This window comes from Cohnella soli (genome assembly GCF_042655525.1).
GTDB classification, from domain to species: Bacteria; Bacillota; Bacilli; order Paenibacillales; family Paenibacillaceae; genus Cohnella; species Cohnella soli.
On sequence record NZ_JBHSMI010000012.1, the window covers coordinates 68574 to 95242 of the forward strand.

General features: G+C 43.2%; 17 protein-coding genes and 1 riboswitch. Of the genes, 7 read left to right on the forward strand and 10 right to left on the reverse strand.

Annotated features, from left to right (window positions below):
- Positions 1 to 111: 111 nt before the first annotated feature.
- The gene (locus ACFPOF_RS06535; protein ID WP_378130796.1) at positions 112 to 2418 is read right to left on the reverse strand and encodes a sensor histidine kinase; all 2307 of its coding nucleotides are present in this window, start codon (positions 2416 to 2418) and stop codon (positions 112 to 114) included.
- Between the two features lie 90 nt (positions 2419 to 2508).
- Between ACFPOF_RS06535 and ACFPOF_RS06540 the strand changes: the two genes are divergently transcribed.
- From ACFPOF_RS06540 to ACFPOF_RS06560, 5 genes are all read left to right on the forward strand, one after another.
- A complete protein-coding gene (locus ACFPOF_RS06540) occupies positions 2509 to 2679 on the forward strand; it encodes a hypothetical protein (protein ID WP_378130798.1) in 171 nt (56 codons plus the stop codon).
- Positions 2680 to 3188: 509 nt separating this feature from the next.
- Entirely contained in the window at positions 3189 to 4997 is a 1809-nt protein-coding gene (locus ACFPOF_RS06545) for a PA14 domain-containing protein (protein ID WP_378130800.1), read from the forward strand.
- 174 nt (positions 4998 to 5171) lie between these two features.
- A complete protein-coding gene (locus ACFPOF_RS06550; RefSeq protein WP_378130802.1) occupies positions 5172 to 11660 on the forward strand; it encodes a S8 family serine peptidase in 6489 nt (2162 codons plus the stop codon).
- Positions 11661 to 12140: a hypothetical protein gene (locus tag ACFPOF_RS06555; RefSeq protein ID WP_378130804.1), complete on the forward strand. Its 480-nt coding sequence runs from the start codon at positions 11661 to 11663 to the stop codon at positions 12138 to 12140.
- A 259-nt stretch (positions 12141 to 12399) separates the two neighbouring features.
- Entirely contained in the window at positions 12400 to 13830 is a 1431-nt protein-coding gene (locus ACFPOF_RS06560; RefSeq protein WP_378130806.1) for a hypothetical protein, read from the forward strand.
- A 47-nt stretch (positions 13831 to 13877) separates the two neighbouring features.
- Here ACFPOF_RS06560 and ACFPOF_RS06565 read toward each other — a convergent pair whose 3' ends face one another.
- Entirely contained in the window at positions 13878 to 14861 is a 984-nt protein-coding gene (locus tag ACFPOF_RS06565) for a tyrosine-type recombinase/integrase (RefSeq protein WP_378130808.1), read from the reverse strand.
- Positions 14862 to 15054: 193 nt separating this feature from the next.
- Between ACFPOF_RS06565 and ACFPOF_RS06570 the strand changes: the two genes are divergently transcribed.
- On the forward strand, positions 15055 to 15720 hold the full coding sequence (locus ACFPOF_RS06570) for a hypothetical protein (RefSeq protein ID WP_378130810.1): 666 nt from the start codon (positions 15055 to 15057) through the stop codon (positions 15718 to 15720).
- A gap of 557 nt (positions 15721 to 16277) precedes the next feature.
- Here the strand turns inward: ACFPOF_RS06570 and ACFPOF_RS06575 are convergent.
- The 7 genes from ACFPOF_RS06575 to ACFPOF_RS06605 form a co-directional block, all read right to left on the reverse strand.
- Positions 16278 to 16958, reverse strand: coding sequence for a GIY-YIG nuclease family protein (locus ACFPOF_RS06575; protein WP_378130812.1), 681 nt, complete (start codon positions 16956 to 16958; stop codon positions 16278 to 16280).
- A gap of 942 nt (positions 16959 to 17900) precedes the next feature.
- Positions 17901 to 18407: a hypothetical protein gene (locus tag ACFPOF_RS06580; protein ID WP_378130814.1), complete on the reverse strand. Its 507-nt coding sequence runs from the start codon at positions 18405 to 18407 to the stop codon at positions 17901 to 17903.
- A gap of 258 nt (positions 18408 to 18665) precedes the next feature.
- The gene (locus tag ACFPOF_RS06585; protein ID WP_378130816.1) at positions 18666 to 19382 is read right to left on the reverse strand and encodes a helix-turn-helix domain-containing protein; all 717 of its coding nucleotides are present in this window, start codon (positions 19380 to 19382) and stop codon (positions 18666 to 18668) included.
- 411 nt (positions 19383 to 19793) lie between these two features.
- Entirely contained in the window at positions 19794 to 20834 is a 1041-nt protein-coding gene (locus tag ACFPOF_RS06590) for an NAD(P)-dependent oxidoreductase (protein WP_378130817.1), read from the reverse strand.
- 3 nt (positions 20835 to 20837) lie between these two features.
- The gene (locus tag ACFPOF_RS06595) at positions 20838 to 21953 is read right to left on the reverse strand and encodes a Gfo/Idh/MocA family protein (RefSeq protein ID WP_378130819.1); all 1116 of its coding nucleotides are present in this window, start codon (positions 21951 to 21953) and stop codon (positions 20838 to 20840) included.
- Positions 21954 to 21977: 24 nt separating this feature from the next.
- On the reverse strand, positions 21978 to 23726 hold the full coding sequence (locus ACFPOF_RS06600; RefSeq protein WP_378130821.1) for a sensor histidine kinase: 1749 nt from the start codon (positions 23724 to 23726) through the stop codon (positions 21978 to 21980).
- A gap of 67 nt (positions 23727 to 23793) precedes the next feature.
- Entirely contained in the window at positions 23794 to 24561 is a 768-nt protein-coding gene (locus tag ACFPOF_RS06605) for a LytR/AlgR family response regulator transcription factor (protein WP_378130823.1), read from the reverse strand.
- 161 nt (positions 24562 to 24722) lie between these two features.
- Here ACFPOF_RS06605 and ACFPOF_RS06610 point away from each other — a divergent pair, with 161 nt between their 5' ends.
- Positions 24723 to 24947: a type II toxin-antitoxin system HicB family antitoxin gene (locus ACFPOF_RS06610; protein WP_378130825.1), complete on the forward strand. Its 225-nt coding sequence runs from the start codon at positions 24723 to 24725 to the stop codon at positions 24945 to 24947.
- A gap of 100 nt (positions 24948 to 25047) precedes the next feature.
- A riboswitch (cyclic di-GMP riboswitch) is annotated at positions 25048 to 25138 on the reverse strand.
- 411 nt (positions 25139 to 25549) lie between these two features.
- On the opposite strand, the gene ACFPOF_RS06615 is transcribed toward ACFPOF_RS06610, so the two are convergent.
- On the reverse strand, positions 25550 to 26659 hold the full coding sequence (locus tag ACFPOF_RS06615; protein ID WP_378130827.1) for a GGDEF domain-containing protein: 1110 nt from the start codon (positions 26657 to 26659) through the stop codon (positions 25550 to 25552).
- Positions 26660 to 26669 lie beyond the last annotated feature (10 nt).

A 26669-nucleotide genomic window follows, 5' to 3' on the forward strand; every position in this document is an offset into this window, starting at 1 on the left:
ATCCCCCAGTAGTGTAATTATCGGAAGAAATATGTAATTTTATTAAGATTGAGGGTTCAGCAACTACGCATAACACCATGTTCAAACTTCGGGCCATTTTTTAAAGAGCTTCTAAATCGGGAAGACGGCTTTAAGTTTCATTCCATTACCCTTGCTCGAATTGAGCTCGTAAAGGCCGTTTAGGGAGAGAATTCGGCTTTTCATATACTCCATTCCCGTCCGAGAACCACCAATTTCTCTTTCCCATTTCTCAGTGGTGTCGAAACCAATTCCGTTATCTTCGTAAGCTAATGTAAGTCGTGAGCCTGTTGCAAGAAGGTTTATTTTTAGGCGAGTGGCTTGTGAATGCTTTTTGGCGTTATTAAGTAATTCCTGGATGATCCGGAAGATGTGACGCTTCATTTCCATAGTACAACTCTCGATCAATGATGGTGAGGACGTGCGAAATTCAATTTCAAAAAGGGAATTACTTGACTCAAGGTTTATCTGTTTTTCGATTGTTTTGATCAGTCCGAGTTCTTGAAGTAGATAAGGATGAAGCTCGAAGCAGCTTTGCCGCAGATTCAAGTTGATAATGTCTATAAAGTTTACTATGGACTTCATTTGTTCCAGGTCGTCTGTAGTTAATTTTTGGTTACCAATTACAGAAGTACACCTGCGTTTTAGAAAAAATAAATCCTGCATGGTTGAATCATGTAAGTCTAAAGCGATGCGAACCCGTTCCTTTTCCTGCAGCTCGAACATCAGTTTTCGGAACCAAGCGAAGTCGCCTGAAGCCTCTTCAGTTGGAATATGGGCTGCTAGTTTTTCCAACCTTAAGGTTATCTTGCGAATTAGATGCAGGTTCTCGAGACTAATAGATAAATACGAAATCACCAAATTAAGCCATTGTAGCTCTTCGTGGCCGAGATAGGTGTTCGCCTTCTTCTGTGTCAAAATCAAGTAGCAGGCATATTCCTCATTTCGAGTGATCTCCAGGCGAATGTAGGTTGGATGTTCGGGTGACTCTGCTTCCGCCAATATCCCTGCTTCGTATTCATCGATATTTCCGACTGAGATAATTTCTTTATTACTTTTATGCAGGAAGATGATTGCCCCCCCGAGTACTTGTAGCGTTTCGGTGATGTCGATCAGTATGATCTCTCTAAGTTCACGGAAGCTTGAAATATGTCTGAGGTTTTTTGCGATTTTTTTTAAAGATTGTTGCAAGTGGTATTTTCTCGGAAACATGACTCTTTCTAGCTTCGTGGTCAAATATTCGAGTGAGTATAGGATGAAAGAGAACAGTACTACGATCAGGAGGAAAGTTGCGATCAGGCGGTTGGTTTCATTTTCTTCTGGGTACAGGAGGGCTATTGCCCCAACGATAATACCGCTGGGGATAAGGGCAACTAATGTCGTAAGGATGAAACGTCGGATGACGAGATCGATGTCATATAATTTTTTAGAAACGAGCAAGTAGGTGAACGATAATGGAAAGAATAATACGGCCCAACTGGAATAGACAGACGAGACACCTGTTCTCCCCATCAACAAACTTGGAAGGAAAGAGAAACAGATTAGCGGCAAAAACGAGAGGATAAAAGATGCCCCGATCGTACGGATGATCATCCGCAATTCCTTGTTCTCTTTCCGGATTTTCGAGTAAATGGTTATTAAATAAATGATGTTTGCTATTACGCCTACTATGAATAACGTGATGTTGTATAAGTAAAGAGATCTAAAAAGAGAATAAACCTTCGCACCGGCTACAAAAAGTAAGCCGTGAAAAATCAAAGTTAGAACAACTAATCCGTACATCAATTGAATTGTCGAATTCCTGCCAGGCTTTTTGCCTCTGTCTTCAAAGAACACAATGAAGAAGTGCATGAGTACAACTGGAAGTAAGACTACGCAAGTACCTATAACCGCTTTGCCCATGAGATCATCACGAACAGAAGCCCCCAAACTCATAAATGCGCCACCAATTGAAATAAAAACGAATGATAAATATTTGGCTGAACGAATATGCGCTAATCGTTTATATATGGATGCTGCCACAGCAAAACATAATAGCTCTACCGACAGTCCCAAGTAATCATAAGAAAACAAGTTTGAATTCTTTTGAACATCTATTTTGTGCTCTTCTCCAGCCCGCAGAACGACGAAAGATTCAGCTCCGGCTATAGAGCCCCATTTGATGATGGAAGAATAGTCGCTCGTTTTCTGGCCGTTGATTGATACGATCTCATCATCTATTTTTAGAGCACCGATTGGAATGCTCTTGCTTTCGGAGTCGACATGAGTAACAAACCAGTGATGTTCTTTGTTTTGCAGCTCGACTCCGAGATAGGGCTGATTTAATGAAATAAAAAAATACCAAAATTGTAAGGAAGCAATAGATCCTAGTAGGAGACCCAATAATATTCGCTTTTTCATTCGACATTATTCTCCATTATTCTATTTTTTGTGATATAAAATATTTAGTATGTAGTCTCTAAAATAAAACACGAAGGGAGTTGGCTGCTTGTGTCAAAGGTTGTTTGGTCACCCGAATTGCGCGAGGAAGTCAAAAAAGCTAAAAAAGGTGCAAGTCAATTAGGTTCTGTGAAATTGCTCCCCCACGAAAAGAAAGCTGTAGAAGACGTGTTACGAGACAAGGCTGATAATGTTATTAGCCCGCAAGGTGTTTGGTTCTAAGTGTAATAATATTACACCATTTATTTCCTTTCCCTCAAGACCAATTGCAATGGGTTTGAGATCATTAGCAATCCGTAGATTTAACATGACTAATAATTTCGTTTCACAAAGAATCCTTACTCTGTAAGGGTTCTTTTTAGCGTTCTCAGAAATTCAATGTCTTTCTCAACTTGTAAGAGCGATTGTTAGATCGATCGTTCAAAAGGGGGAATTAGATCAAAATTGAAAGGTAGGGGAAGTCATGCTAAAGAAGATCAATCGATCCATCGTAAATCATCAAGTAACTAGCCGGTCGGGAGCCCGTTGCCATCTAGCGACTGCTTGTTTTTTGTCGTTTCACGATATTTTTTCTGATCGAACGCTTTGAAAATATAACAAAATGCGAGAATTCCATAATTTATTTAGTATATTCGACAATTACAAGTTTTATTCGACAATAGTTCTCATGGAAAAAAACAGGAAAATAGATTTTAATGAGCTTGATAGTACAAATAATTAAGGAGGTAGCTATGAGAAACGCAAAGCGATCGCTCTTTATTTTGCTGTGCATTATTAGTTTGTTTGTGACACCGTTTTCAAGTGGTATATCGAATGCGACAAGTCCCACCGGGACAGGTTTGACAGGTGAGTATTTTAATAACCCTGATTTGACAGATTTAGCTTTGACGCGAGTCGATCCGACAATCGATTTCACATGGGGAGCAGGCTCTCCCGACCCGGCAATCGATCCGGCTTATTTCTCGGTCAGATGGACGGGGAAAATCCAACCGCAATATAGCGAGGCTTATGTCTTCAACATGGATCAGTCCGACGGAGCGAAAATATGGGTGAATGGTCAGCTTATCTTGGATAGCTGGGAAGACGAGATGCCAAAGACAAGTTCTCCAATCGTACTTATAGCCGGTACGCTATATGACATCAAGGTAGAATTCGTCGTGTATGGAACGGGGGCGACCGCGATACTGAAGTGGTCGAGCCCAAGTCAGACTCAACAAGTCGTTCCGCAGAGCCAACTGTACGTAAATGTTCCAGAACCTCCGATAGGCACAGGAACAGGAACCGGGCTGATGGGAGCGTACTTCAATAGTGAGTATCTGACGGATCTGGCGTTGACGCGAATCGATCCGACAATTAATTTTACATGGGGAACAGGATCACCCGACCCGACAATGGATCCGGATTATTTCTCGATCAGATGGACGGGGAAAATTCAACCGCAATATAGCGAAGCTTATGTATTCAGCATGGAGCAGTCCGATGGTGCGAGAATCTGGGTAAATGGTCAACTCATTCTGGATGGTTGGGAATACGAGATGCCAAAGACGAGTTCTCCAATCGAGCTAACGGCCGGCATGCTTTATGACATTAAAGTAGAGTTCGCAGTGTACGGAACCGGAGCGACCGCGATACTGAAGTGGTCGAGTCAGAGTCAGGCGCAGCAGGTCGTTCCTCAGAGCCAATTGTACGTTAATGTCCCAGAGGTGCCTGCAGGTACGGGAACTGGGCTGACGGGAGTCTATTATAACAGTCATGAATTGACGAATCTGGCGCTGACGCGAATCGATCCGACAATTAATTTTACATGGGGAACAGGGTCACCCGACCCGACAATGGATCCGGATTATTTCTCGGTCAGGTGGACGGGGAAAATTCAACCGCAATATAGCGAAGCCTATGTATTCAGCATGGAGCAATCAGATGGTGCCAGAATATGGGTAAATGGTCAACTCATCCTGGATGGCTGGGAATACGAGAAGCCAAAGACGAGTTCTCCAATCGAGCTAACGGCTGGCATGCTTTATGACATTAAAGTAGAGTTCGCTGTGTATGGAACCGGAGCGACCGCGATACTGAAGTGGTCGAGTCAGAGTCAGGCGCAGCAAGTCGTTCCGCAGAGCCAGCTTTATGTTGTTAATACAGTATTATCGAAGCCGACCGGAGTGAAGGTTAGCGGATTAACGAGTTCTACAGCTACTGTCAGTTGGAGCGCACAGCCTAACGATGTGGGCATCGAGAGTTATGAGGTCTACGTAAATGCGGCATTGGCGGCGGCAACACCGCCCTCTACAACTCCGTCCGTTACGCTAAATAATCTGAGTCCGAATCATTTATATCGTATTACCGTCAAAGCCAAAGGGATTAACGGTCAATATTCGGACTCAAGTAGTCGAATCATCACTTATTTACCTGGCTCGACCTTGAAATACAACTATACCAAAGGAAGACTGATGAGCATCACCCTTCAATCAACGAATGAATTGGTCAGATCATTTTTATATGACTTGAAAGGAAGATTAGTTGGCACAATTATGGGCTGAAGCGGATCTATTTTACTGTTCTAGGGCGGTTATTGACTAACCTAAGCCCGATTCCAGGTGGAAATCGGGAGAGGCTGGACTATTCAAAAATTCACATTCACGAGGTGAATTATGCAAAGAATATTTGCACTTATTCTATGCTTCTGTCTCTGTCTTACTCCGGAGTTGTCTCAAATGGCGAATGCTCAATCTAGTACTTCCGACAATTCCAATCTCAAGAAACCAAAAATCGATGGGTCGTCAGCACCCAGTCCTCAAAACGTCATTATCAAATTCAAGGATGTAGAGCGTGGGAAGAAACAGCTTAAAGATAAACGTAAGAAAGTCAAAAAGGCATTCAAACACGCTCGGACGGTCGTTGTAGAGCAACTGACATCCGAGGAGATTGCCAGCCTGCGCCAAGATCCGAATGTTGAGTATGCCGAGATTGACTCGCCTATTCAACTGGCCGCTGATCGCATCATTCCGGATATCGAGCAAATCCATGCGGCATCATCTTCGGTGCAGGGTGTTGATGGTACAGGGATCAAAGTGGCTGTGCTGGATACAGGCATCAATACCGAATCAGCTGAATTGTCTATTGCCGGAGGCGTCTCGTTCGTACCCGAGGAGCCGTCATTTGACGACCTGAACGGCCACGGTACCGCAGTCGCGGGGATTCTGGCGGCACAGAAGAATGAAACCGGGATCGTTGGCGTTGCACCGGGCATCGACTTATACGCCGTCAAAGTCATGAATCAAAGCGGTGTAGGCTACTATAGCCAGGTCATTGATGCACTGGACTGGGCGATTGAACAGCACATAGACATTGTCTCGATGAGCTTTGCCGGGCAAGCGAATTCGAAAGCGCTTTCCGAAGCGATCCACTTGGCCGCCGAGAGCGGCATTCTGATGGTCGCTGCGACCGGTAATGATGGAATCAACGCTGTGAGCTACCCGGCCAAGTATGACAAGGTCGTAGCCGTAGGGGCTGTGAATCGGCAAAATCAACTCGCGTATTTTTCCAATACGGGCAACGAGGTCGATTTGGTCGCACCCGGTGTAGATGTCGAGGTGCTCAAGTTGGACGATACGACGGAGGCGCGAAGCGGCACATCATTCGCAGTGCCATTCGTGACCGGAACGCTTGCGCTGCTCAAGAGTCAGCATCCAGAGATGGGGGCTGATGCAGTTCGTCAACAGATTATCAATTATGCTACTCCGCTCAGTACGCAACCAAGTCCGTCTTTCGGTCATGGTCTAGTGAATGCGGAAGAAGCACTGCGTGATCATACGACAGGTGGTCCGACCGACCCGACGTTCCTGTTTGCCCTGCTGCAGCAAAATGTGCCGTTTAGCGCATTGCAGCCGGAAGAGCGCCAACAATTGGCCGATTTCTATGGGGTGCAAGAAGCGCTGTTTGAGGCGTGCGAGCAAGCCAATCTGTCGCTTTCGGCATCACTGCAGGCTATACCACGCATGAAACAATTTGATCTGAGCCCCGCTGAATTCATACAGCTTTCCACGCAGCAACCAGATCTTAAGCAGTTAGACAAGGTGTTGCTCGCCTATCAGGCTTTGTTGCGTCATCACGTTATCCGCGAAGAAGCACGGGAAGCTGTCCGCAAATTGCTTTTGGACGGTTACAACGCCGTTTCCGTCTACAATGCATATGTCGTCGGTGGAGCGCTGAATATCCCAATGGAGCATCTAGCGATTCTGGAAACGGCGATGGACGATGATCGATTCAGCCAATTGGAAAGCATTGCCGATGTTTCGGAGGCGAAAGCGGCACAACGTCTAATTAGTATGTTTATTGTTAATCCTGTTGTCCTGCAGAACTATGTCAATCATTCGAGCCAAACATGGACGGAAGTCGAGGCGCAGTTGCAAGCATCTGCAGCTACACAAGAACAAAGAGGGGGCGCTGAACCGGACCCGGTGATCGGGATTGCAGACGGGGGAGCACCTACGGTTTCGTACGACAAGTACGTGCAAGCACCGTTCGACATCAAGTTGAACGGCAACGAATCGGTGGAAGCTGGAACAGGCAACCTGATTTACAGTATGAAAAACTATTCTCTATCCGGACGTAGTGGTTTGGATGTGCAGTTGAATTTGCGCTACGACGGGGCGGAAGCTGGTCTATACGAACCCGATTATTATTATAGCTATTCTAGATACGACGATTACGACTATATCGTTACTGGAGGTGCGCTAGCCGGGTACTCTAACTGGATCGGCACCGGCAGAGTACCAGCGCTGGATATAGCTGAATCCGTTCGAGGTACGTATGAAACGTTTGAGGAAGCAGTCGTAGCCGCGCTTAATTGGCAAGCTAATTCCTACACCCATAAAGCGTATTGGTCAGACGGGACGGATCTAACTATGTCCTACTATGCAAACATTACACCTTTCTACGATCCCAGTGGTTCATGGGAATCCGAGTCGAAATCCGACCTGGTGATCAACAACACGTACACTGAATTGCAGAGTAATCTCGGCTCTGGCTGGTCGCTCGATTTCCCATCCATCGAGTCTGACTCACGGGGTACAAAATATTTGCATTTGCCAGGTGGGCGTAAGTACAAGGTTACACTAACTTCCACGGTCGGAGATTCCAATCTCGATCAATATACGCTCAAAGATTTGCGGTTAGAAACGGACAGTTCCACATATACCAACACGCAAAGTATACCTTCCGCTTATGTGTTGCTCATGGAAGGCGGGGGCAAAGATTATTTTGGCTCCGACGGGCGTCTACTCGCGATGCAGGATCGGTTCGGCAACACGATCAAATTCGAGCACACTGTCATCAACGGCCGGCCGGTCATCTCCAAAATCACTGATACGCTGGATCGCAATTTTCTTTTTGCTTACACGACGGACGCAGTTGGCAAAAAACTGATCGTAACGTTGCCGGACAGCAATAAAATCCAGTACATTTCCAAATTAATACCGGGCTATACCAATGAATATATGTTGGACAGCGTCATAGATCAGCAAGGCAGAACGACATCCTTCCAATATGACATGGCCGGCTGCAACACCTCCTTCTCTTTCTTCAGCAAGTCGAATAGGAGTCAAGCCAATCCCGTCGCTTGCCTGAAAACGATTACTTATCCGACCAACGCAACGACGACGTTTACGTATCAGCAAGCAGTTGGTAATCTGGGCAACCAGGGCAGCTATTCTTACAACCGCGTCTTAACCAGAGAAGATAAGGCTGACGGACAATCCTATGGGAAGGTAACGTACGGATATACCGGCAACTTTACCGGCTATCCCGACTACAGTAGTATCGATGCAATGCCAACGGGCTATCAGTACGTCATGACGGCAATGGACACGAATAACACGGTGACCCTTATGAAGTTTAACAACAAACACTTGTTAGAGAGTTCGGAAGTGAAGCAAGGCAGCAATAACATCAGCCGTGTCGTTTACGTGTATAATGCCGACCGTCTACCGACCTCTATCTCAACGACCCAATACAATATCGGGACAACTGAATCGGCAACAAAAACGGAGAGTTATCAATACGATGCTTGGGGCGGCGTGCTGAGTTATACGAATCCGCTCGGGGACGTGACGACCTATACGTATGAGAACACCGATCTGCATCGTCAATTAACAGCGAGTTCTTACATGGACGCTACGACAATTCAACAGACGCAGTTTATTCCGGTATCGCCGACAGTGGAGCAGGTGAGAATTCGGCATTTCGAGAATGGCACCGATTATTCAATCGTGAAGACATACACATACGATAGTTACCATAACCTGATTTCTGAGCAAACGCCGATGCGTGACGGTAGTACGGTAACCATCAATTACGAGTATAGCAATAGCTCGACCAATAAATCCGGGTATCTTACGCGTGCCTTTCAAACAGTCAAGAATGTGTCTGGCACACCCGAACTGCTGGAACAGTCATATACGTATGACTTTACCACCGGCGCATTGCTCACGTATAAAGACGCGAATCAACATACGACATCCTATAGTTACGATAAACTCGGACGATTGCTTACCGTCACGATGCCGGCGAATCCGACAACTAGTCTGAAACAACTGATTTACGACGATGCGAACAATACTGTCGAGCAAGTGAACGAGGAGGGTTATCGACTCCGCAATCTGTATGATCGTCTGGGAAGACTGGTCAAGACACAATCGTATAAGAACAGCAATTGGGTGACGCTAACAGAAAATCATTACAATGCACTTGGGTGGTTGGACTGGACGAAAGATGCTGCAGGAAACCAAACAACGTATCAATACGATGCTCTAGGTCGGAATATCAAGATAATCAACCCAGGGAACCCAGGGAGTCAGACCTTTAAGCAAATCATCTACAAGGATGCCTGGCTGTATGAGAACGGTTCGAATCAGGTGCAGACCATCGATGAAGACAACCGTTCTACTTGGGAGTATTACAACAAAATCGGCTGGAAGACTGCAGACAAGGTGCTGGATTTCCAGCGATACACTTACGACAAGGCCGGCAATTTAAAAACATTCGTCGATGCCAAGGGGAAAACGACGCAGTATGTCTATGACGATTTGAATCGCCTTACCCAGGTCACCAATGCCATGCCCGAGACGACTTCTTACGCCTATGACAATCTCAATCGACTGATACGTACACAATTCCCAAATGGGGACGACCGGCAGCAGCAATACGACGAAGCTGGCCGTATCATTAAGAAGACGGATGAAGGTGGGGATGAAGAGAAGTTCTTTTATGATAAAGGCAGTAATATGACAAAGCATGTCTATCTGAAGGGACAGACGTACGACTTCAGCTACGATGCGAGGGACTGGCTAAAGAGCGTCGTTTCTACTTCTGGCGGAACGACGCAGACGAAGTCGTTCACGTACAACAAAGCCGGTCAGCGTTTAACTGCTACGAACGAGGCAGGGACGTTCAGCTACCAGTATCGTACCGACAACGGGGAACTTAAACGCATGACGTATCCAGACGGTCGATATACAGAAATCGAAACCGATTGGGCGCTGTCTCAAAGTCAACTTACCGACCCATATGGACAGCAAATTTTCTATAAGTACGACGAACGCAAACAACTGGACTATGTCAGTTTAAATTCTATCATCGGCACACGCGAAGTAGACTACAGCTATACGAACAACGGGAAGTTGTCCGCAATTGCGTTCCCTAACGGCATCAGTCAGACGTTCGAATACTATGCGAACGATGGGAACCAACTGTATAAAGTGAAGCATAAAAATGCATCAAATACAGTATTAAACGAATATACCAATACTTACGATCCGAACTTCAATATCAAACAACAGGTAAATAACGACTCCACAATCACGTTGACTTACGACCCGCTCAACCGTATCAAGACGTCGACCGATGGGAATGAGATCTATGACTATGATACGCAGGGCAATCGATTATCGCTGCAATCAGACAAGCCGCTTCTATCCTCAGGCGATAAACTGTATGTATATGATCTGTGGGATCAGCTAACGTCAGCGACCGTTGACGGGGTAACGACGACTTACATGTACGATCCTGATGGCTTGCTGTACGAGAGAAGCAGCAAAGGATCGAAGACGCGTTACTATTATTTCAAATCTCAACTGATTGCGAAAGGAAATGTCGCATCGAACGGCAGTGCGTCGTTGACAGCACGCTATATTTACGGCAACAGCTTGGCGATGCAAATGGACGATGAAGGGAACAAGCTTTATTACTTGACCAACGCCCACGGCGATGTTGTAGAACTGCGCAAAAGTGACGGAGGGTTTGAAAATCATTATTCGTATGACCTTTGGGGGAACGTAACCGGAGTAGCCAATTCCAACGAAACGGTAGATAATCAGTTCATGTACGCCGGGGAGTTCTGGGACGATGCTACAGGCTTGCAATATTTAAGAGCACGGTGGTACGACCCAAGTATAGGCAGGTTTATTAACAAAGATACGTATGAGGGGCAGGTTGATAATCCGCTGACGTTAAACCTTTACACGTATGTGCAAAATAATCCGTTAATTCACAGTGATCCGTCAGGACATTTAACCTTTAAAGCCGCGTGGTATATTGCGAGAGGGAGTCAAGATTTTTTTGTAAATTCATTAGTTGATGGAGTTAAAGCAGTCTTTAATTTTAATACTTATAAAAATATATGGAACGTATCTAGTGCATTAATTAATGGTGACTATGATTTTTGGGAATTTGCGAGTGTTTTGGGTGATGGGGTAGCAGAACCATTTAGATACATTAAAGAAAATGGCGATCATGTATTGAATGGTAAACCTACTAAATCTGAAGCATATGCATTTGGCCAAGCATATGGTAAAGCTTTTATGACGCTACAAGCAGCCTTTACAGCTGGAGTTACTCTAACTCCTAAGCTGGCAGCTGCCTTTAGTAAGGCAACATCGTTATTAAAGATGTTCAAGTCATTAACGGCAAATGTTGCAGATTTAAGAAAAAATCCACTGGATGAGTTCGATTATTATGGTGGGAATTATAATGCCGATGCACTGCGAAAAGCACGAGAATATATTCATAAGAATGGAACTATTGAAAGCCCAATTAAAGTAAGGATATTGGATGACGGCACAATGGAAATAGTAGATGGACACCATCGTTGGTGGGCTGCACAGCAAGCGGGATTAAAAACAGTACCGATAGAGGTGGTAAAATAAATGGGATTAGAAAGTTTCTATATAAGCGTAGTTCCAGCCAATGATTTAGACAAAAGACAAATAGAATTAAAACTCCAAAATCATGGTTATAAATTGAAGGTGACAAGCGAAAACGAATATTACATTAATGATTTTATTATTCTGAACATATTTTGCGAACATGACGTGATTAAGAAAATATCATTCGAGGGGTGCTTTTCTTGGTATAGGGAGTGTATTAAAGAAATTTACGATGTAAATAATTTTATTAATGTTAATTTAGAAAAATTGACGATTATCTGGCCAGAACCAATTGAAGAGTTTTTGGAAAATGAGCATGAGTTTTTTGAAAAAGTAAACTTCTATTATTCAAGTAAATACAATCAGTATGTTACTACCTTTAAATTAATAAATAAAAAGCTATTACCTAGAGAAAACTTTTATCATCATATCAAGAAAAAAAACTTACTAAGATCAATATCAAGTTTGTTTAAGAAATAGGAAGATTTATCAATACCACATGCGAGTGTAACAACTCCATGTGGTTTTTCTTTGGATGGACTCGGAAGGATAATCCAGTTTTGTTTCTTTAAATTACGCATTATTCTAGTAACGCGAAATACAATACAGAAGCATTTCAATTGCATGCCATCAAGTTTTTTTGATTGGAGCTCTTTTCCGCTATATAATTTCCCTGATTATGGTCATAATATAGCTAACGATGTATTTTGATATAGTGGGATTAATGGAGGAATATGAAATGTGGGTAACCCGCTCGAATCAACCAATTGATTATCGAGAAGAACTTCTCGATAGGCTGCATTCCATTCCGACTCATAGAGAGACTTCATATAAGAAATTCGTCAATTACATTGAGCAAACATTGCTCGACTATGACGATCCGGATGTAATCGAAATGCAGTGCTACATAGGGAACGATTACTATAACGCTGACATCATGATTAGTGGGGGCTTTTTTAGCTTTGTTGCATATAGACAACCGACCGAGAACATTGGTCGCCCGGCGTGGGAGATGACTTTCAAACACTCCTACTTACCTCATGAGAAAGTCCTCCAGTACAGCAGTAGGTTATCCGAATCCAAATTTGAGCATGGATTAGTAAACGCGATATCGGATCAATGGCGAACTGAAATTAATAATTCAGTAAGAGCGCTTCGTATTCGTGCAAGAAGAATGATTACGGTTGAAGAGGTATTGAGCAATCTACGAATTAACGAGTTGACTTTACACACGCATATTCAGAACTTGATACAGTCAGTAGACGCTTTTTTGGATACCAATATAGAGGATCAGATGCAGTCTTTGTACAATCAGATACAGCATGAGATTAATAAGTATGATTGGGACGACTTCTATCCTTCGACTCCCCACCATTACCCAACTCATAATACTGAAAAGCCGAAAGAGAGAGTACCAGTATCAGGATATATTTATATAGTCAAAAGCACCGATTTGAATTTGTATGGTTTTAGAAAATCAACAAGTGACATCGATCCCAATTTACACGCACAGCTTAATTTCTCCAATCAAAAATATCCCCTAGAGACTATTTCATATTTCAAAAGCAATGACACTAATAAAATGTTCAGGGTTGTAAAAAAGAAGTTTGATAGCAAGAAAGTAGATAATTATAATGCCGGAATCACTTTTGAGAAATGGGATTTCCTTTCTCAATCTAATTGGTACGATTTAAGTGTAGATGATATTTCCGAAATTACGAACGGCAACTTTTCCGAGGTCATGCAAGAAGAATTAACACAAAGCGAAATGAAGAAAAACGAATTCTTGTCTCCTGGGGGCTATTTAGTTTTGTTCCGAGATGAGTTTAACGCTTATCATTTGCGATCGACAGCAAAGGCTAATCCTCAAAATCTAATTTGGAGAGGCAGCCATGAATATACCAAACCAGTAATAGGATTTCTTACGAAGGATCTCGAAAAATTGAGGGGATATTTCCACAATACTTTTCGAGATAAAAGAGACTTTTCTGGAAATGGAAACAAAGAAAAGTATCTATTTAATGAAGAGGAAATCGAGCAAAGAATACGTCCGATGGCATTAAACGAGACGTTGCAAATTGTAGAAGTAATTAACCCGAGATCCGACCGTGGTAGTGTGGTTTTTGAAACTACACCAGTGTCAGAACTAGGTCCGAAAATCGTCAGTTAACACATCAAAAATGAAGGCGCCCTACAGCGCCTTCTTTGATTTAAAGACTAAATTTCTTCGAGAGGATTAGAGGCTACAACTTGACGCAGCCTTTGCTTATTGACCTTAGTATATATTTTCGTAGTATTCGGATCCTCGTGTCCAAGAAGCTCGGCAAGGCCAAGGATGTCGACGTTTTCTCCTTCGTTATACAAGATAGTAGCGCAAGTGTGACGAAGTTTATGTGGGGTGACTTTAAGGTTTTGACCAGCTTTAACCCCGGCTGCAGCCGCAATTTCCTCAATAATGAGCTCAATGCCACGACGAGAAAGACGCTCTCCGCGCTTTTCCGATATAAAGAGCGCTTTCTCCTTTGCATTATTACGCTTTGTTAAAATCTCAGCTCTAACAGGCTTATACGCGTCTAATGCTCTAATTATTTTAGGCGTAATCGGCAATGCACGCTCCTTGTTACCTTTACCGATAATGGTGAGAGTGCCGTCGAAATCATTAAAGCTATCAATGTCGATACTCACCAACTCCGACACACGCACACCAAGTAGTAGAAAGATAGTCGTGATCAGATAATCACGCACTCCAGTTTTTCTTGAAGCTGCTGCTAGTTCCATTTTCTTAGCATCCTCAAGAGTTAGGCTTTTAGGAATACGCTGACCGAGCTTAGGAGCTTCTATCGATTGGGCGACGTCATATTTCACATGATGATATTTAACGGCCCATTTAAAGAACTGTTTGATTGCAGAGATAATTCTCGCCCTGGTAGTCGGCATAAGCAGTTCACCAGCTTTCGGGTGTTTCTTTGAACCGGATGCTGTTTCCTTAGCTTTAGGAAATACAAGAGACCCTAGAAATATCGTTAGGTGCTCTGTAGTCACATTCTCAAGTTGTGTGATATTTTGATGTTTTTCTAGCCACTCGACAAGACGAACAACGGAGCTATTATATGATTCCGCAGTACCCTGAGCATAGTTTTTGCTTACGAGAAGATATTGAGTAAATGGTTGTATGAGTGTATCGATCGTCCTAACAGTCATGAAGGTCACCTCACATCTATTGTAGCATGGGGACACACTAATAAAAACGTACGTTCTCATAGATGGCATATATTTAATGCCATTAAATATACTGCAAAGTATCATGATACTGCGAAGTATTTTGAGAGGTAAATGTCTGCCATTACCCGTAATCGGAAATACTAGTAGAAAAGCGGGATGGATGGTGGTATATGTGCGTATTGCGAAAGATGATCAAGTAGCTGGATATCCAGCTATAAAAATTCGTAATTATCTACGACCGATTACCGATATTTACATTGGAGCTATGGGGAGTGTAGAAAACGTTGAAGATGAATTAGGTATATCCAATTCGGATGCTAGAGCATTGGTAAAGCAGCTTTTAGCTGAAGGATACATAGAGATAGCACATATGAATGGGTTGTTTAAGTTAACAGCAAAAGGAAAACGGTTCAGTTTAGCAACAGCTCGCAAGCCAATAAAGAAGAAAACTGCTGACAATCTACTATCGGATTTCATAAAGAGAGTGGAGCATGCAAACAGCCAAGGAACGTTCGCATATACTATCGAAAAAGTCATAGTATTCGGAAGTTATTTAGATGATGAAGTTAACCGAATAAATGATCTCGATATCGCCGTCGATTTAGTACATAAAGGTAATTCCGTTGAAGATAGACTAAGAATCGATCAAGAGCGAATTATTTCAGCAATAAAAAACAAAAGAATATTTAGCAGCAGCTTAGAACAATTAACATGGCCATACATAGAAGTTGTGCGACACCTTAAAAATGGATCAAGAAGCATAAGCCTTCACACTACTGATGACCGTATCTTTGCAATGCCACAAACTCGATCTCGGACGATTTATGTACGAACTTGAGCGATGATCTGACATAATGCCAGGCACACCTTTACTTTATTTGATTATACTGCAAGAAACATGTATTTTGTGAAGTAATAATTTTTACTTCTCTTATAACCTTTCTTCGATATAATTTAAGAAGTCCACTATTATCTGCTCTTTCTTCCTTGCTCGGCGAGATAATCTCAAATGAGAACATTCAAAGATAAAGAACTGAGGTGTCATCATGCCAATTCGTTATCCACTCCGTGATGAACCAGGAATGACCATGTTTGTGTTTCTGAAGAACGGTAAGTATTATGGCCATGTCATAAAGGATAGGACCGATAAGTCGCCTGCTAGGTTTGTTTACGAGACAGAGAAAAAGTACGATTCCATCGATGAGTTGAAAATTGATTTTCCGGAGGCCGAGTAAGATCCGCTTCTTCCCTTCTCGGGCCGGTGCAAGGCAACACCCCGATGGTGCATAAATTGACAACCAGCCTCGTATATTTTTTCTCAGTGGATTCACCTTCTCTTATTCGACAAAACGGCGAGGTTTTGCAACTCAACCTTGGAAATTCTGCAAAAATTAATTAAGATGGCGTTCTTCGTATCTTGCCGTCCTTTAGATATTCAATTAGTTTTAGCACATCGGAAGAGTCTCCTTGGCCAAGGCCGTACCAGGGAGCTTTTTCCTTCAACCAATACTTACTCATTTGAATACAGTCAATAGATTCAAGTTGTTCTATTGAGAAATACTTTGTTTGATTTGAAAACCAATTTTTAATTGAAACTATTACTTTCTTTCGAATCTCATCGGTGTAAGCTTCAAATCCCTTGGGTCCATTAGGCCCGCGAACAGTACTTTTTTGAATTTTTTCCAGGTAATTGTCAGACATATATTCAGCTTTACCTAATTCAAATCCGAGTTTTCCTTTAATCGAGAGTTTATAAAGCGTTTTGTACAATTTGATCTCATCAACCATGTGAAAATCGCCGCCGCGAACATTGTACCATCCATGACGTGCCATGTACTGAAGCGTAAAGGCGTTTTCTAAGATACGTGTTTCTTCTAAAGAACATAATCCTGCTCGAGCAACTTCGATAGTGGCTATTGGACGATGAATTGATGTCCAAGAGCTGCCTTTGTTAGTGTTATGATGATGAATTGTTTGGTTGAGTTGTTCAACAACAGTTTGTCCGATGTAATAACATCCATCTTCAAGGTGTAGTACATAGACACACCTTTCTGTTAATTCATATGGCAGCACCATAACAATGATCAACCTTTCTCGATAGCCAATTTATTTGCTGCTCGGCGGCGGGGCTGACGGAGATTAAGTTGCGTGGATATAGCGTGAATCCGTGAATAAAGCGGATTCCCCTGATCGCTTTACCGATTACGGCTTCCTTATCTACGCATTTCTTTTTCCTTGTCTGCAAAATCGACTTTTATAGCACCAATATCCGGTGATAGTCTTTTAAACACGTTATTATACATTAGCTCCGTCTCCGTCGGCGGCGTATTTTTTTCTTCAAATAATCAAAATCTCCTTTTAGCCATTTTTCAAAAAAAACGGCAGCTGCGTCCCAGTCTTGCGCTCGTGTACGAACGCTGCCGTCGCCATAAAGAATTTCTATACAACCTTTCGGATAATCCCGGTGTATTTCACACTTTCGCATTGAAAATGGCGTTTGGGCACATAAAGAACGTGCGCGATTATATGAGCTTTCCATGCTTCCTCACCGTACCTAATTTTTTTATTTCAGTTTGGGCTACTTACTTACGAAATCTCTACTATTCTTTGATTGCCCCTCGAATAATCAATTCTCTCTTTAACACTTAAGATTTCTTGGGATGAACCATCGTATTCCATCTTACCTCTAGGTCTTCATCAAACATTTTAAGCTCTTCACTCGAATTACAATATTATTATACCAAACGTAAGTTCTTATGGTAGATATTTGGATTGACCAAAAGAAATGATGATTTTTTGTCAGAATACCCTTTTTATTAATCGAAGCACTTTAGATAAATGGGGTAGAAATGGAAATATTGTCGCCCTTATTCCTACAAGAGAAATGTATCCAATCCAAGCGATAAAATTATAGTCATTTATCTTCAAGTATTCCCCAGCGGAATATGTAAGTCCGAAATATACCATCGTTCCAACCACAAATCTAATTATTGGTATCATTCGATCATCCATGAAATCTTAACCCCTCTCTCCCATCATGTTCTCTACCCACTCGACATCCAGGAGTGCTTTATTTGGATCGATCCGCATTCGAACCACTAAAACCACTTCACCGTCTTCATCGTTCCCTCCTCCCTCTTCGATCGGAGGATTTAATGTATTCAGGACTTCATTTGCTCGTTGCCCGAAATAGATTAAGATAGTCCGTTGCTGCTTAAAGGTGGCGCTCGGAAAAAAACTTTTTACGATCGATACTGCAGACGACATAATCGATGACACATCCCACACTGATCCCGAAAGAATTGTCGCCGCGGCGAGGTTTGTTTTTGGGTCAGCAGTGGCGAATAGGAAATCAGCTGTTGCGCCGGTATGAATGAAATGGAACCTGAAGTCCCATTGGAAATCATATTGAAGAGAATGACTCCTCTCATCCCCACCTTCCATCACATTCCGCGGCTTTGAGGCGTCTCGTACGGATTTCCACACTTCCTCTTTCTGTCCATCAAAGCAACGTAGAATTTCCATCTTGCACCCTCCGATTTTTTTTGGAAAACAAAAAAACCGAATAAACAAGGGCTTTCCCCCTATTTATCCGGTGCTTCCGAATGTGTTGTACCTATTGGCTGATTCGATTATACCATGAATATTATTTTTCGTGATAATTCTTCTTGCGACGTTCGACGGCCGCACCTGCAGGTCGGTGAATAGAGAAACTATAGTTTTAGACTGACCGCAAAACCGAGACTAAATATTGAATCAAAGGAGGCTCCCTTTTATTTGTCTTCATTGCGCCGATGAATGATTCGATCGGAGTTGCAGTTTACGGTATACGAATAGCTGCTGTTCTAAAAATCTTACCTCGTCATCAGTGATATCGTCACCAAATACTGAATAGTTCCTTGTTTGTGCTCGATGCAATTCGACATACTTCTCGAGAGTGTATGCTACGTTCTCTGTGTTAATATCATATATATTTTGACCAACAACAGCAAATAGTTCACAGAATTTCTTACTTAAGCTATTACAAATGAGCGCAGCCTCACTCGTGATTATCGGTGTGCCCGGGGTGTGATAGAGGGAGCCCGTGATACACTTCAAACGCTCTTCTGAAATCCCTGACTTTACAGACAGTTCAATCAAATCGTCAAATTTATTATTGCTGCAATTGTAGTAAATGTCGTAAAGAGGGCTAATCGCGCGAATCTCATAGGTCCCTTTTTGAAGACCAATTTCAACTTGATTAAAGCTCAATTCAGATCCATTTAATGCGCTCAGGTTTGGCTTCGGCTCTCTGGCGCGGTGAGGTACGAGTAGGTTATACAATGGAATATTTAGATTCTTTGACAATCTTTGAATAGCACTATCCGTTATGTCCATCTCACCACGTTCCAGTTTACCAACATAGCCGCCTGAGTAGCCAATGCGTGACCCGAAATCATCCAATGTAAGCCGTTTGTCTTGTCGCAATTTGCTAATAATATCACTGACATGAGGTATCATCTATCACGCCTCCTTTGTTCATATTGTAGCAATAAACAGGTAAATGTAAAGGACAGATTATTACTTAGCATTTTCTCCAAATGCAGAATGCACTCGGCGCCAGCATGAGCAAGGATCTCACTCCTGGTTGTTCTTCCGGAAGCACCGGGTCGACCCACACCCGTCCGCCGGTGCTAGTGACCATCGCGCCCAACAGCCTGAAGCACAAACGGAGTGCCGCACCCGACCGGCCGTAACCGATTCTAAATGCTGCACTCCGTCGTCAAATTAATTTTAGACTGCTAGTAACGCCAGCTGCTCCGGGGGAGGACTGATCTTAACCTAAGCACTAAGAAAATACTTTACATTCTACCGACATTTTATGCCTATGGCTCATCACGTTATAACAAATGCTTATTTTTTTCCACAATATTAAGATCTCTCTTTGTTCGCTAATGGGAGAAATTGCTCATAAAGCTTCTCTATGAAACGGTAATTTGCATCTTTTGTGCGTCCAGCATTATGTGGCGTATGAATCACATTAGGGCGTCCAAGCAATGGATCGCTTAACGGGAGAGGTTCAATATCGAATACATCTGCAGCCAGGCATAGCTCATCTTCCAACACTCGCTTACGGAGCGCATTCATATCGCAGATTTCAGCTCGAGTCGCCAGTACGACCAATGTACCCTTCGGAAGTGCATTGATATGTTCGGACGTAATGATTCCATTTGTCTCTGTAGTCAAAGGCAGCATTGGTACAAAAATCTCCGCTTCCTTTATCAGGCGATCGAGGTGCCATTCCTTCCGCGCGCCGGCACGATGAAAGCTCGGTTCAGTTGCAAACGGATCCCAAGCCGCGACATCGGCACCAAGCATATGTACGAAGCTCGCGTAACGACTCGCAATATTTCCCGCTCCAACGATTCGAACCCTTTTCCCTTCAACGGTGCCATTGGTGAAGCGGGTATCATCGCCAAATTGGAACCCTCTCCCCCCAGGAGCACCTATCCCGCCGGGCACATCATAATCCCATGGTTTTTGGGATTGGATAATATCATGATGAAGCTGTGGAATACGACGTAAACCGCAAATGGTAAGGCCAAGCGCAAATTCGCTAACCGACTGCGACCAGAAGCCCTCTGTCGGCTGCGTATACCATCGGATATTCAATCGATTCAAAGCTTCAATGATTTCCGGTTTTGGAAGAGCACGCTGGAAGGTGCATTCAATTACCGCTTCCTTCAGCGAAGTAAACTTTTCAAGACAAGATGTCGTAATTTCGGCATTTAACGAGAACAGACGATCGACCGTTTCAGGTTGATCTACGACGTCGCCTACAATGCTTTGCGCGAAAGCGTCGAGGCGAATCAATTCCACGGGACCATCTTGCTTCACGAGCTGCAGCAGTCTCTCGATGCCAAATGGCCATGTCCGATCAAACTCTGGATGAACGACAATTACACTTCTCAAGAATTATGCCTCCTCCCGGTCGACTACAGGTACTGTGACGAGCTCGCCGCCTTTAAGTGCCGATTCGTGCGCGCACAGTCCGGCCAAAGTCCAATTGGCTGACATAAAAACATCCGGGAACGGAGCGCGATTTTCCATGATACTCATGATGAATTCTTGTACCATATGAGGATGGGAGCCACCGTGGCTGCCGCGGGGTCTCAAGCCCAATACTTTATGTTCTTCTTCATCATTAAGGCAACCCGTTATAAATGGCCGGATGCCCTCGGGAAGTACGTAATCGTAGTCAGGGATGGAAACTCTTGATCCTTTATCACCGCTGAATACGATGCATTCCTCTTGAAGAAGCCTGCGCCATTCAAAACTCATTTTCTCGCCGTACACATCGAAGCTTTCTGTATATTCCCTCGAGGTCTGAAACAAGGAGCGTGTGACTTCTGCAGCGATATCCGAGTCCCTAAGTCGCAGAAGCGCCGATTCAACCGCAAACGGCGAGTTATATTTGCTAGTGAGCTCCTCAGTTATCCGTCCGGATCCAAGGCAGCTAATTGCTTCCGCTTCTGTCTCAGCAAGAGCAAGCAATGGAGCGATCGCATGAGAAGAATAATGCATCGGCGGCAAACCTTCCCAGTATCCGGGCCATCCGGCCATATTCTGATGATGAGAACCACGAAGAAATTGAATTCGACCTAATTCACCATTATCACGCAGCATCTTCAGAAAGAAAAATTCTTTCGTAAATACCGCTGTCTCCATCAACATAAAATTCTTACCGGACGCCTTCTTCGCTTCTACGACCCGCTTACAATCATCGTAGGACGTTGCCATCGGGACAGTGCAAGCCACATGCTTACCGGCTTTTAACGCACATATGGAGTGCTTAGCATGATCCGCGATTGGAGTGTTAATATGAATGGCGTCGACTGCATCGTCCATAAGTAATTTTTCAAAGCTGGAATACCGGACCGGAATGTTGAAGTGATCTCCGATTAGTTTCAATTTTTCCTCGTTACGTTGACATATCGCATATAACTCGGCATGAGGGTGATTTTGGTAGATCGGAATAAATTCGGCACCAAAGCCCATTCCAACGATAGCAACTTTTATTTTATTTTGCAAAAGCACTCCCACCCTCGTCTTGGATTAATCCAGCGAAATAGATACCTCAAACTTAACCATTCCTGGCTCGTCCTTATTGATCGAAATCGTTCCCCGATACTTTTGGACAAGTTGTTTTGTTGCAGGTAGACCAACGCCATGTGAGCCTTTTTTGGTTGTATATCCATGCTCGAATGCTTTTAATTCATCAATCGTTCCTGGGTTTGTAACAGTGATCCGGAGCAAATTGTCTTCAACCCAACCCTTAATAGTAACATGCTGTAATTCGGCCGCCTCATTCATAACCGCGTAAAATGCGTTATCAATAAGGTTGCCCATAATTTTCACGATATCAACGGAACGAATGCCAAGCTCAAAGTTCTTAATATTTTCAAAATCGTACTTGAAGTTAATTTTTCTTTGAATTGCAGTTGCAGATTTTGATTGAATTAAGGCACAAATGGCCGGCTGACCAATCGAAATGATCTCGTTAATATCTGTGACTTCCTCTACCATCTCATCTACATAACGCTTGAGGGCGTCATATTTCTTCAAAAATAACATTGAGTGAATCGTATTGATGTGATTAAGCAGATCATGTCTTTGGCCGAGGATAGATGCAAACATATTATCAATGGTTTGAATATATTCTGTTTGCGTAAAGCGTACAGCGCGATCGCGAGCTTTTGCGAGGAAGCGAATGATTATTGCAATTAGGAAAATCGAGATGGCCGATACAATGCCAATTTCTAATGCTAATTTTTTAAACTGACTATTTAAAGAATCCTGGATAATTGAATAATCGGAAACTAAGGTAAGTACATAGCGATTAATTGGTTTTCCAGTCTTATCCGTTAGCTCAGCTGTAGGATTTATCGAGACCGGCATGTATATTTTCAATACTTTTTGTTCGTTTACATACTTAACATCAGAAATCCGTTCGTTTGTGGATGCTGCCTTTTGAACGAGTGAAAAATCATCCTCGGAGGCATATTTATTTTGCCCATAAATAATTGGCCGAGGGGTACTATGAGACACTTCACCCTTATCATTTTGTGTTTTTAATTCGTCTGTACCAAATGTTACTGGGTTAAACGCCGTAATATCCAGAATCTCTTTAGATTGTTGTATCGTCTTATTTAGGATTGCGGTGATGCCTGCCTTATCCTCGAACTCTTTATGTAATCTATCCGAGACGATTGGGTCGATAATATAATTTGTTGTCCCATCATAATAATATCCGTACTTTTCAATCTTTTTTGCGGCTGGGTCCGCAGAAGAATATTCAAATGGCCCAGTCCAAAAGTTCGGAAGGCTTAATCCCCAATTTACCGTTACTTTTTGAGCATCAAATAATTGCTGAAAAGCCTGATACCATGGCTTCCAGGTTTTTGTCGAAACGCCTTCTTCTTTCGGGTCCGAGGATTTATAGAGAACAATATCATCCTTGGTCTGTTTTAAAAGCGTGATAGACTCAATACCGAGTAAAGAGGATAATTTACGCAATTCCTCTTGTGAAACCTTTTCAACATCGGAGTCTAAAGCAAGCTGTGCAGCAATAGAATCACTACGCAATTTCTGCGAAATGGCATAATCCAGGTATGTAGAAGCGGAGCGGGAATTCTCAATAGAAAGCTGAATTTGATTTGCCAGTGTTTCTAATTGACTCTCCATCCTGTTTTCAAGTGTATCTTTTGTCAGCGAGTAATAAATCACGTTATTGATCGCGATAAAAATAATCGTCAAACAGATTGTGATTATGGTGAATGGTACACGGTTTAGTATAACCTTCATGACTGAGCCCCCATGTCAAAAAAGGGAAGATCTCACTTTCTCAAGAGATCCTCCCTTGATTGTCGTCCTAGTTTGCTTTGGATATTTTCGAATAAAGAATTTCGAACTCCTTACGTTTCCTTCGGGTCAAGTCAATTTCAATATCGCGGTAGTCTAATTGAATGATGTAAGTCCCAAAGAGTCGATCGCTTGGAAAGACTTTCTTTATGTAATTTACATTTATCAAGTTCGACTGATTAGGCGAATAAATAGACTCGCTGCACTGGCTAAATATTTCCGAAATTGAAGCCGTAGTCTCGATGCCTGTCTGCTTTTCGCCTTCTACATAAATGACGGTTTTGTGCTCCCCTTTTAATTTTTGGGCATATATCAATTTGTTTTCGTTAATAAATACATTTCGATAATTCGATTTGACTTGAATTATTTTACCCGGTACCGCCTTAGAAAAGTGCAAATCCTTCTCTAAAAAGACTTTTGCTTTACCTACTGCTTCTTGAAGTCGCATAAAAGTGATCGGCTTTGTTACAAAATCGATGCAATTCATTGCAACTCCCGCCAAGATTAAAGTTGGGTCATTTGTACCAGACACCATAATTAAATATGGGGATAAACCTTTTTCTAAAATTGTCCTGTATGCTGTTAGGCCATCCGTACCATTAAGTCCGATATCTAAGAATACGAGGTCTGGTTGGTATTGAAGAGCATCTTCTACAAGCCACTCTCCCGATCCTACTGAACTCACGACCTTAAGACCAAGTTGACCAGCATATGCTTCAAGTTTTAGTCGATCAAACTCGCTGTCCTCCGCGATGATAACCGTTAAATCCCGTTTCATTCGACACACCCCGCTTTCCTTTCGGCTGAATTCGACTATTTTCGACATTATTCTTAGCCAGATAGGCAGGAATTTAGACCAGTTATGAAGGGTAAATCTGCCGTCCTATTTTTGTACTATAATAGTCTTACATTACTACTCGATAAATGTAGGAGGAACCAATGATGAATTTTACCGTTTTGCTCGAACAAGATTTTGCTTCCAATAACTTTACCGCCTACGTTCCAGAGCTTCGGCTTAGTTCTGTTGGTGATACAGAGGAAGAAGCGATGGACTGTGTTAAAGAACTGATCGCTCTGGAGTTGGAGAAGGGCCGATATAAAATTTATTCCTCCAAAGTTGTATCGGTAACGGTTGATTCAATTCAGGTGCGCACTGCAGTATAATTCCCATCATTTCCCATCTCGTTTAATCACGAAAAAAAGGCCCTCCTTTTTTAGGGAGCAGGCCTAAAAACCAAAAAATCTTCGCAATAAATGAAAGATTTTCAGCAACTAGGCTGTCATGGCTCCTCGAGGGAACTTTAGACCCTATAGTTTTGCGCCCTTGTTTTTCAACAAGTTTGCCTTATTTCGATATTTCCTTCGACTTTAACAAAAATTTAGATAAAGTTTTCTCTATAGTATATAAGAAATAGGACAAATGACATACATGTCATCCGTCCTATTTTTCGTATCTTGCAAGCTGGATTTCAGGCATTTATATGCCATGGTTTCGAATCGACAAGGCATGCATTTTGAAAAGATGTCGGTATCAACGCAGTACATTGTCCCGCTCCCCCATAAGCCGCTGATCGAGCCGTTCCGTATCTACACTCCTCGCCGCGGCCGCAGATGCAATCCTGGGTGCGCGAAGCGCCCGACGTTTCGTTGCGATCCGGAACAAGTGCCACGCTGGCGCCTGTTCCCAAAAAACCGAATAAACAGGGGATCTTCCCCTGCTTCCGGAGATGTTGTGCCTACTGGCTGATTCGAGTAAATCATAGATTCTAGCTTGCGAGAAGTGCAAGCTGCTCCTCCGTCAAATTTTCGAACCCGAGCGCGCGGTTCTTTCCGGATTTTTTTGACACATACATCGCCTTATCCGCATTCTTAATCAGCATGTCCGTCGTTACCCCATCTGCAAGAGTCGCAAAGCCGATGCTTGCCGTCACGACCGTTTCGTCTTCGATGCGGGAGCGAATATGCTCAGCTAAGGTTGCAACGTTAACGTCCGGATCGTCGATAAGCATCACCATTTCCTCACCGCCGTAGCGCCCGGCAATGCCAACCTCTTCAGCTTCTTCTTTCAAGATGGATGCGACAGCTTTCAGCGCATTATCACCTTCCCCGTGACCGCGAGTGTCGTTCAACTTCTTAAAGTTGTCCAAGTCGAAGAAAATGACGGATATCGGCCTTTTGTCGTTCACTTGGAATGATACGGCCGTGTAGAAGTAAAAGCGATTGTACAGTCCCGTCAAAGCGTCACGAGTTGATTTGTTGTAGCTGGATTCCATAAGAGTTAGCACTTTATCGAACATAATGAGGAAAAGCACCATGAAGAACGCGATCCGGAAGAGGTTATCGACAGCGGCGATCCCAGCAACATTCGTCGCGAATACTGATACGACATGTGCGATCGTCGCGATTGCGTAGAATGCGATCCCAACTTGATATTTCGTACCGCCCTCTTCCATGACTGGGCGTACGATGAGAAATGCGAACCCTACGAGAAGAATCGAATACAAGGCACTTGCAACCGGCATAAAGGAAAGGATGACTGCGAAGCTTAGCAAGACATAAGCGGTAATCATTACACGTCTTGTTGTAGCGGCATATAGCTGAAAGGCTCCCATATTCGCCAGGATGAACGACATAGAGTTTAGGATATTATGCGCGATCGTAAGCCCGCGCCCTCCCGCCTCCATAAATCCCGCTCCGAGCAAAGCGATTTGACCGAGCAGCATTACCGCCATGCACACCGATAAGGATAGGTATGCCCGCTTCTGCCGGCTGAACAATAGCCGAACGGAAAGGATAAGCATCAGCATAATCACCAGGATGTTGAGCGATGCAAAATAGATTTCGCCGGCGGCGCTTGTAAATATAGTATTTGCCATATTGTCGTTC

Coding starts and splice junctions, on each gene's coding strand:
- ACFPOF_RS06605 (WP_378130823.1), bottom strand. CDS start 24,561: ATGAAACGGGATTTAACGGTTATCATCGCGGAGGACAGCGAGTTTGAT.
- ACFPOF_RS06615 (WP_378130827.1), bottom strand. CDS start 26,659: ATGGCAAATACTATATTTACAAGCGCCGCCGGCGAAATCTATTTTGCA.
- ACFPOF_RS06560 (WP_378130806.1), top strand. CDS start 12,400: ATGTGGGTAACCCGCTCGAATCAACCAATTGATTATCGAGAAGAACTT.
- ACFPOF_RS06545 (WP_378130800.1), top strand. CDS start 3,189: ATGAGAAACGCAAAGCGATCGCTCTTTATTTTGCTGTGCATTATTAGT.
- ACFPOF_RS06555 (WP_378130804.1), top strand. CDS start 11,661: ATGGGATTAGAAAGTTTCTATATAAGCGTAGTTCCAGCCAATGATTTA.
- ACFPOF_RS06565 (WP_378130808.1), bottom strand. CDS start 14,861: ATGACTGTTAGGACGATCGATACACTCATACAACCATTTACTCAATAT.
- ACFPOF_RS06585 (WP_378130816.1), bottom strand. CDS start 19,382: ATGATACCTCATGTCAGTGATATTATTAGCAAATTGCGACAAGACAAA.
- ACFPOF_RS06610 (WP_378130825.1), top strand. CDS start 24,723: ATGATGAATTTTACCGTTTTGCTCGAACAAGATTTTGCTTCCAATAAC.
- ACFPOF_RS06580 (WP_378130814.1), bottom strand. CDS start 18,407: ATGGAAATTCTACGTTGCTTTGATGGACAGAAAGAGGAAGTGTGGAAA.
- ACFPOF_RS06600 (WP_378130821.1), bottom strand. CDS start 23,726: ATGAAGGTTATACTAAACCGTGTACCATTCACCATAATCACAATCTGT.
- ACFPOF_RS06550 (WP_378130802.1), top strand. CDS start 5,172: ATGGCGAATGCTCAATCTAGTACTTCCGACAATTCCAATCTCAAGAAA.
- ACFPOF_RS06575 (WP_378130812.1), bottom strand. CDS start 16,958: ATGGTGCTGCCATATGAATTAACAGAAAGGTGTGTCTATGTACTACAC.
- ACFPOF_RS06535 (WP_378130796.1), bottom strand. CDS start 2,418: ATGAAAAAGCGAATATTATTGGGTCTCCTACTAGGATCTATTGCTTCC.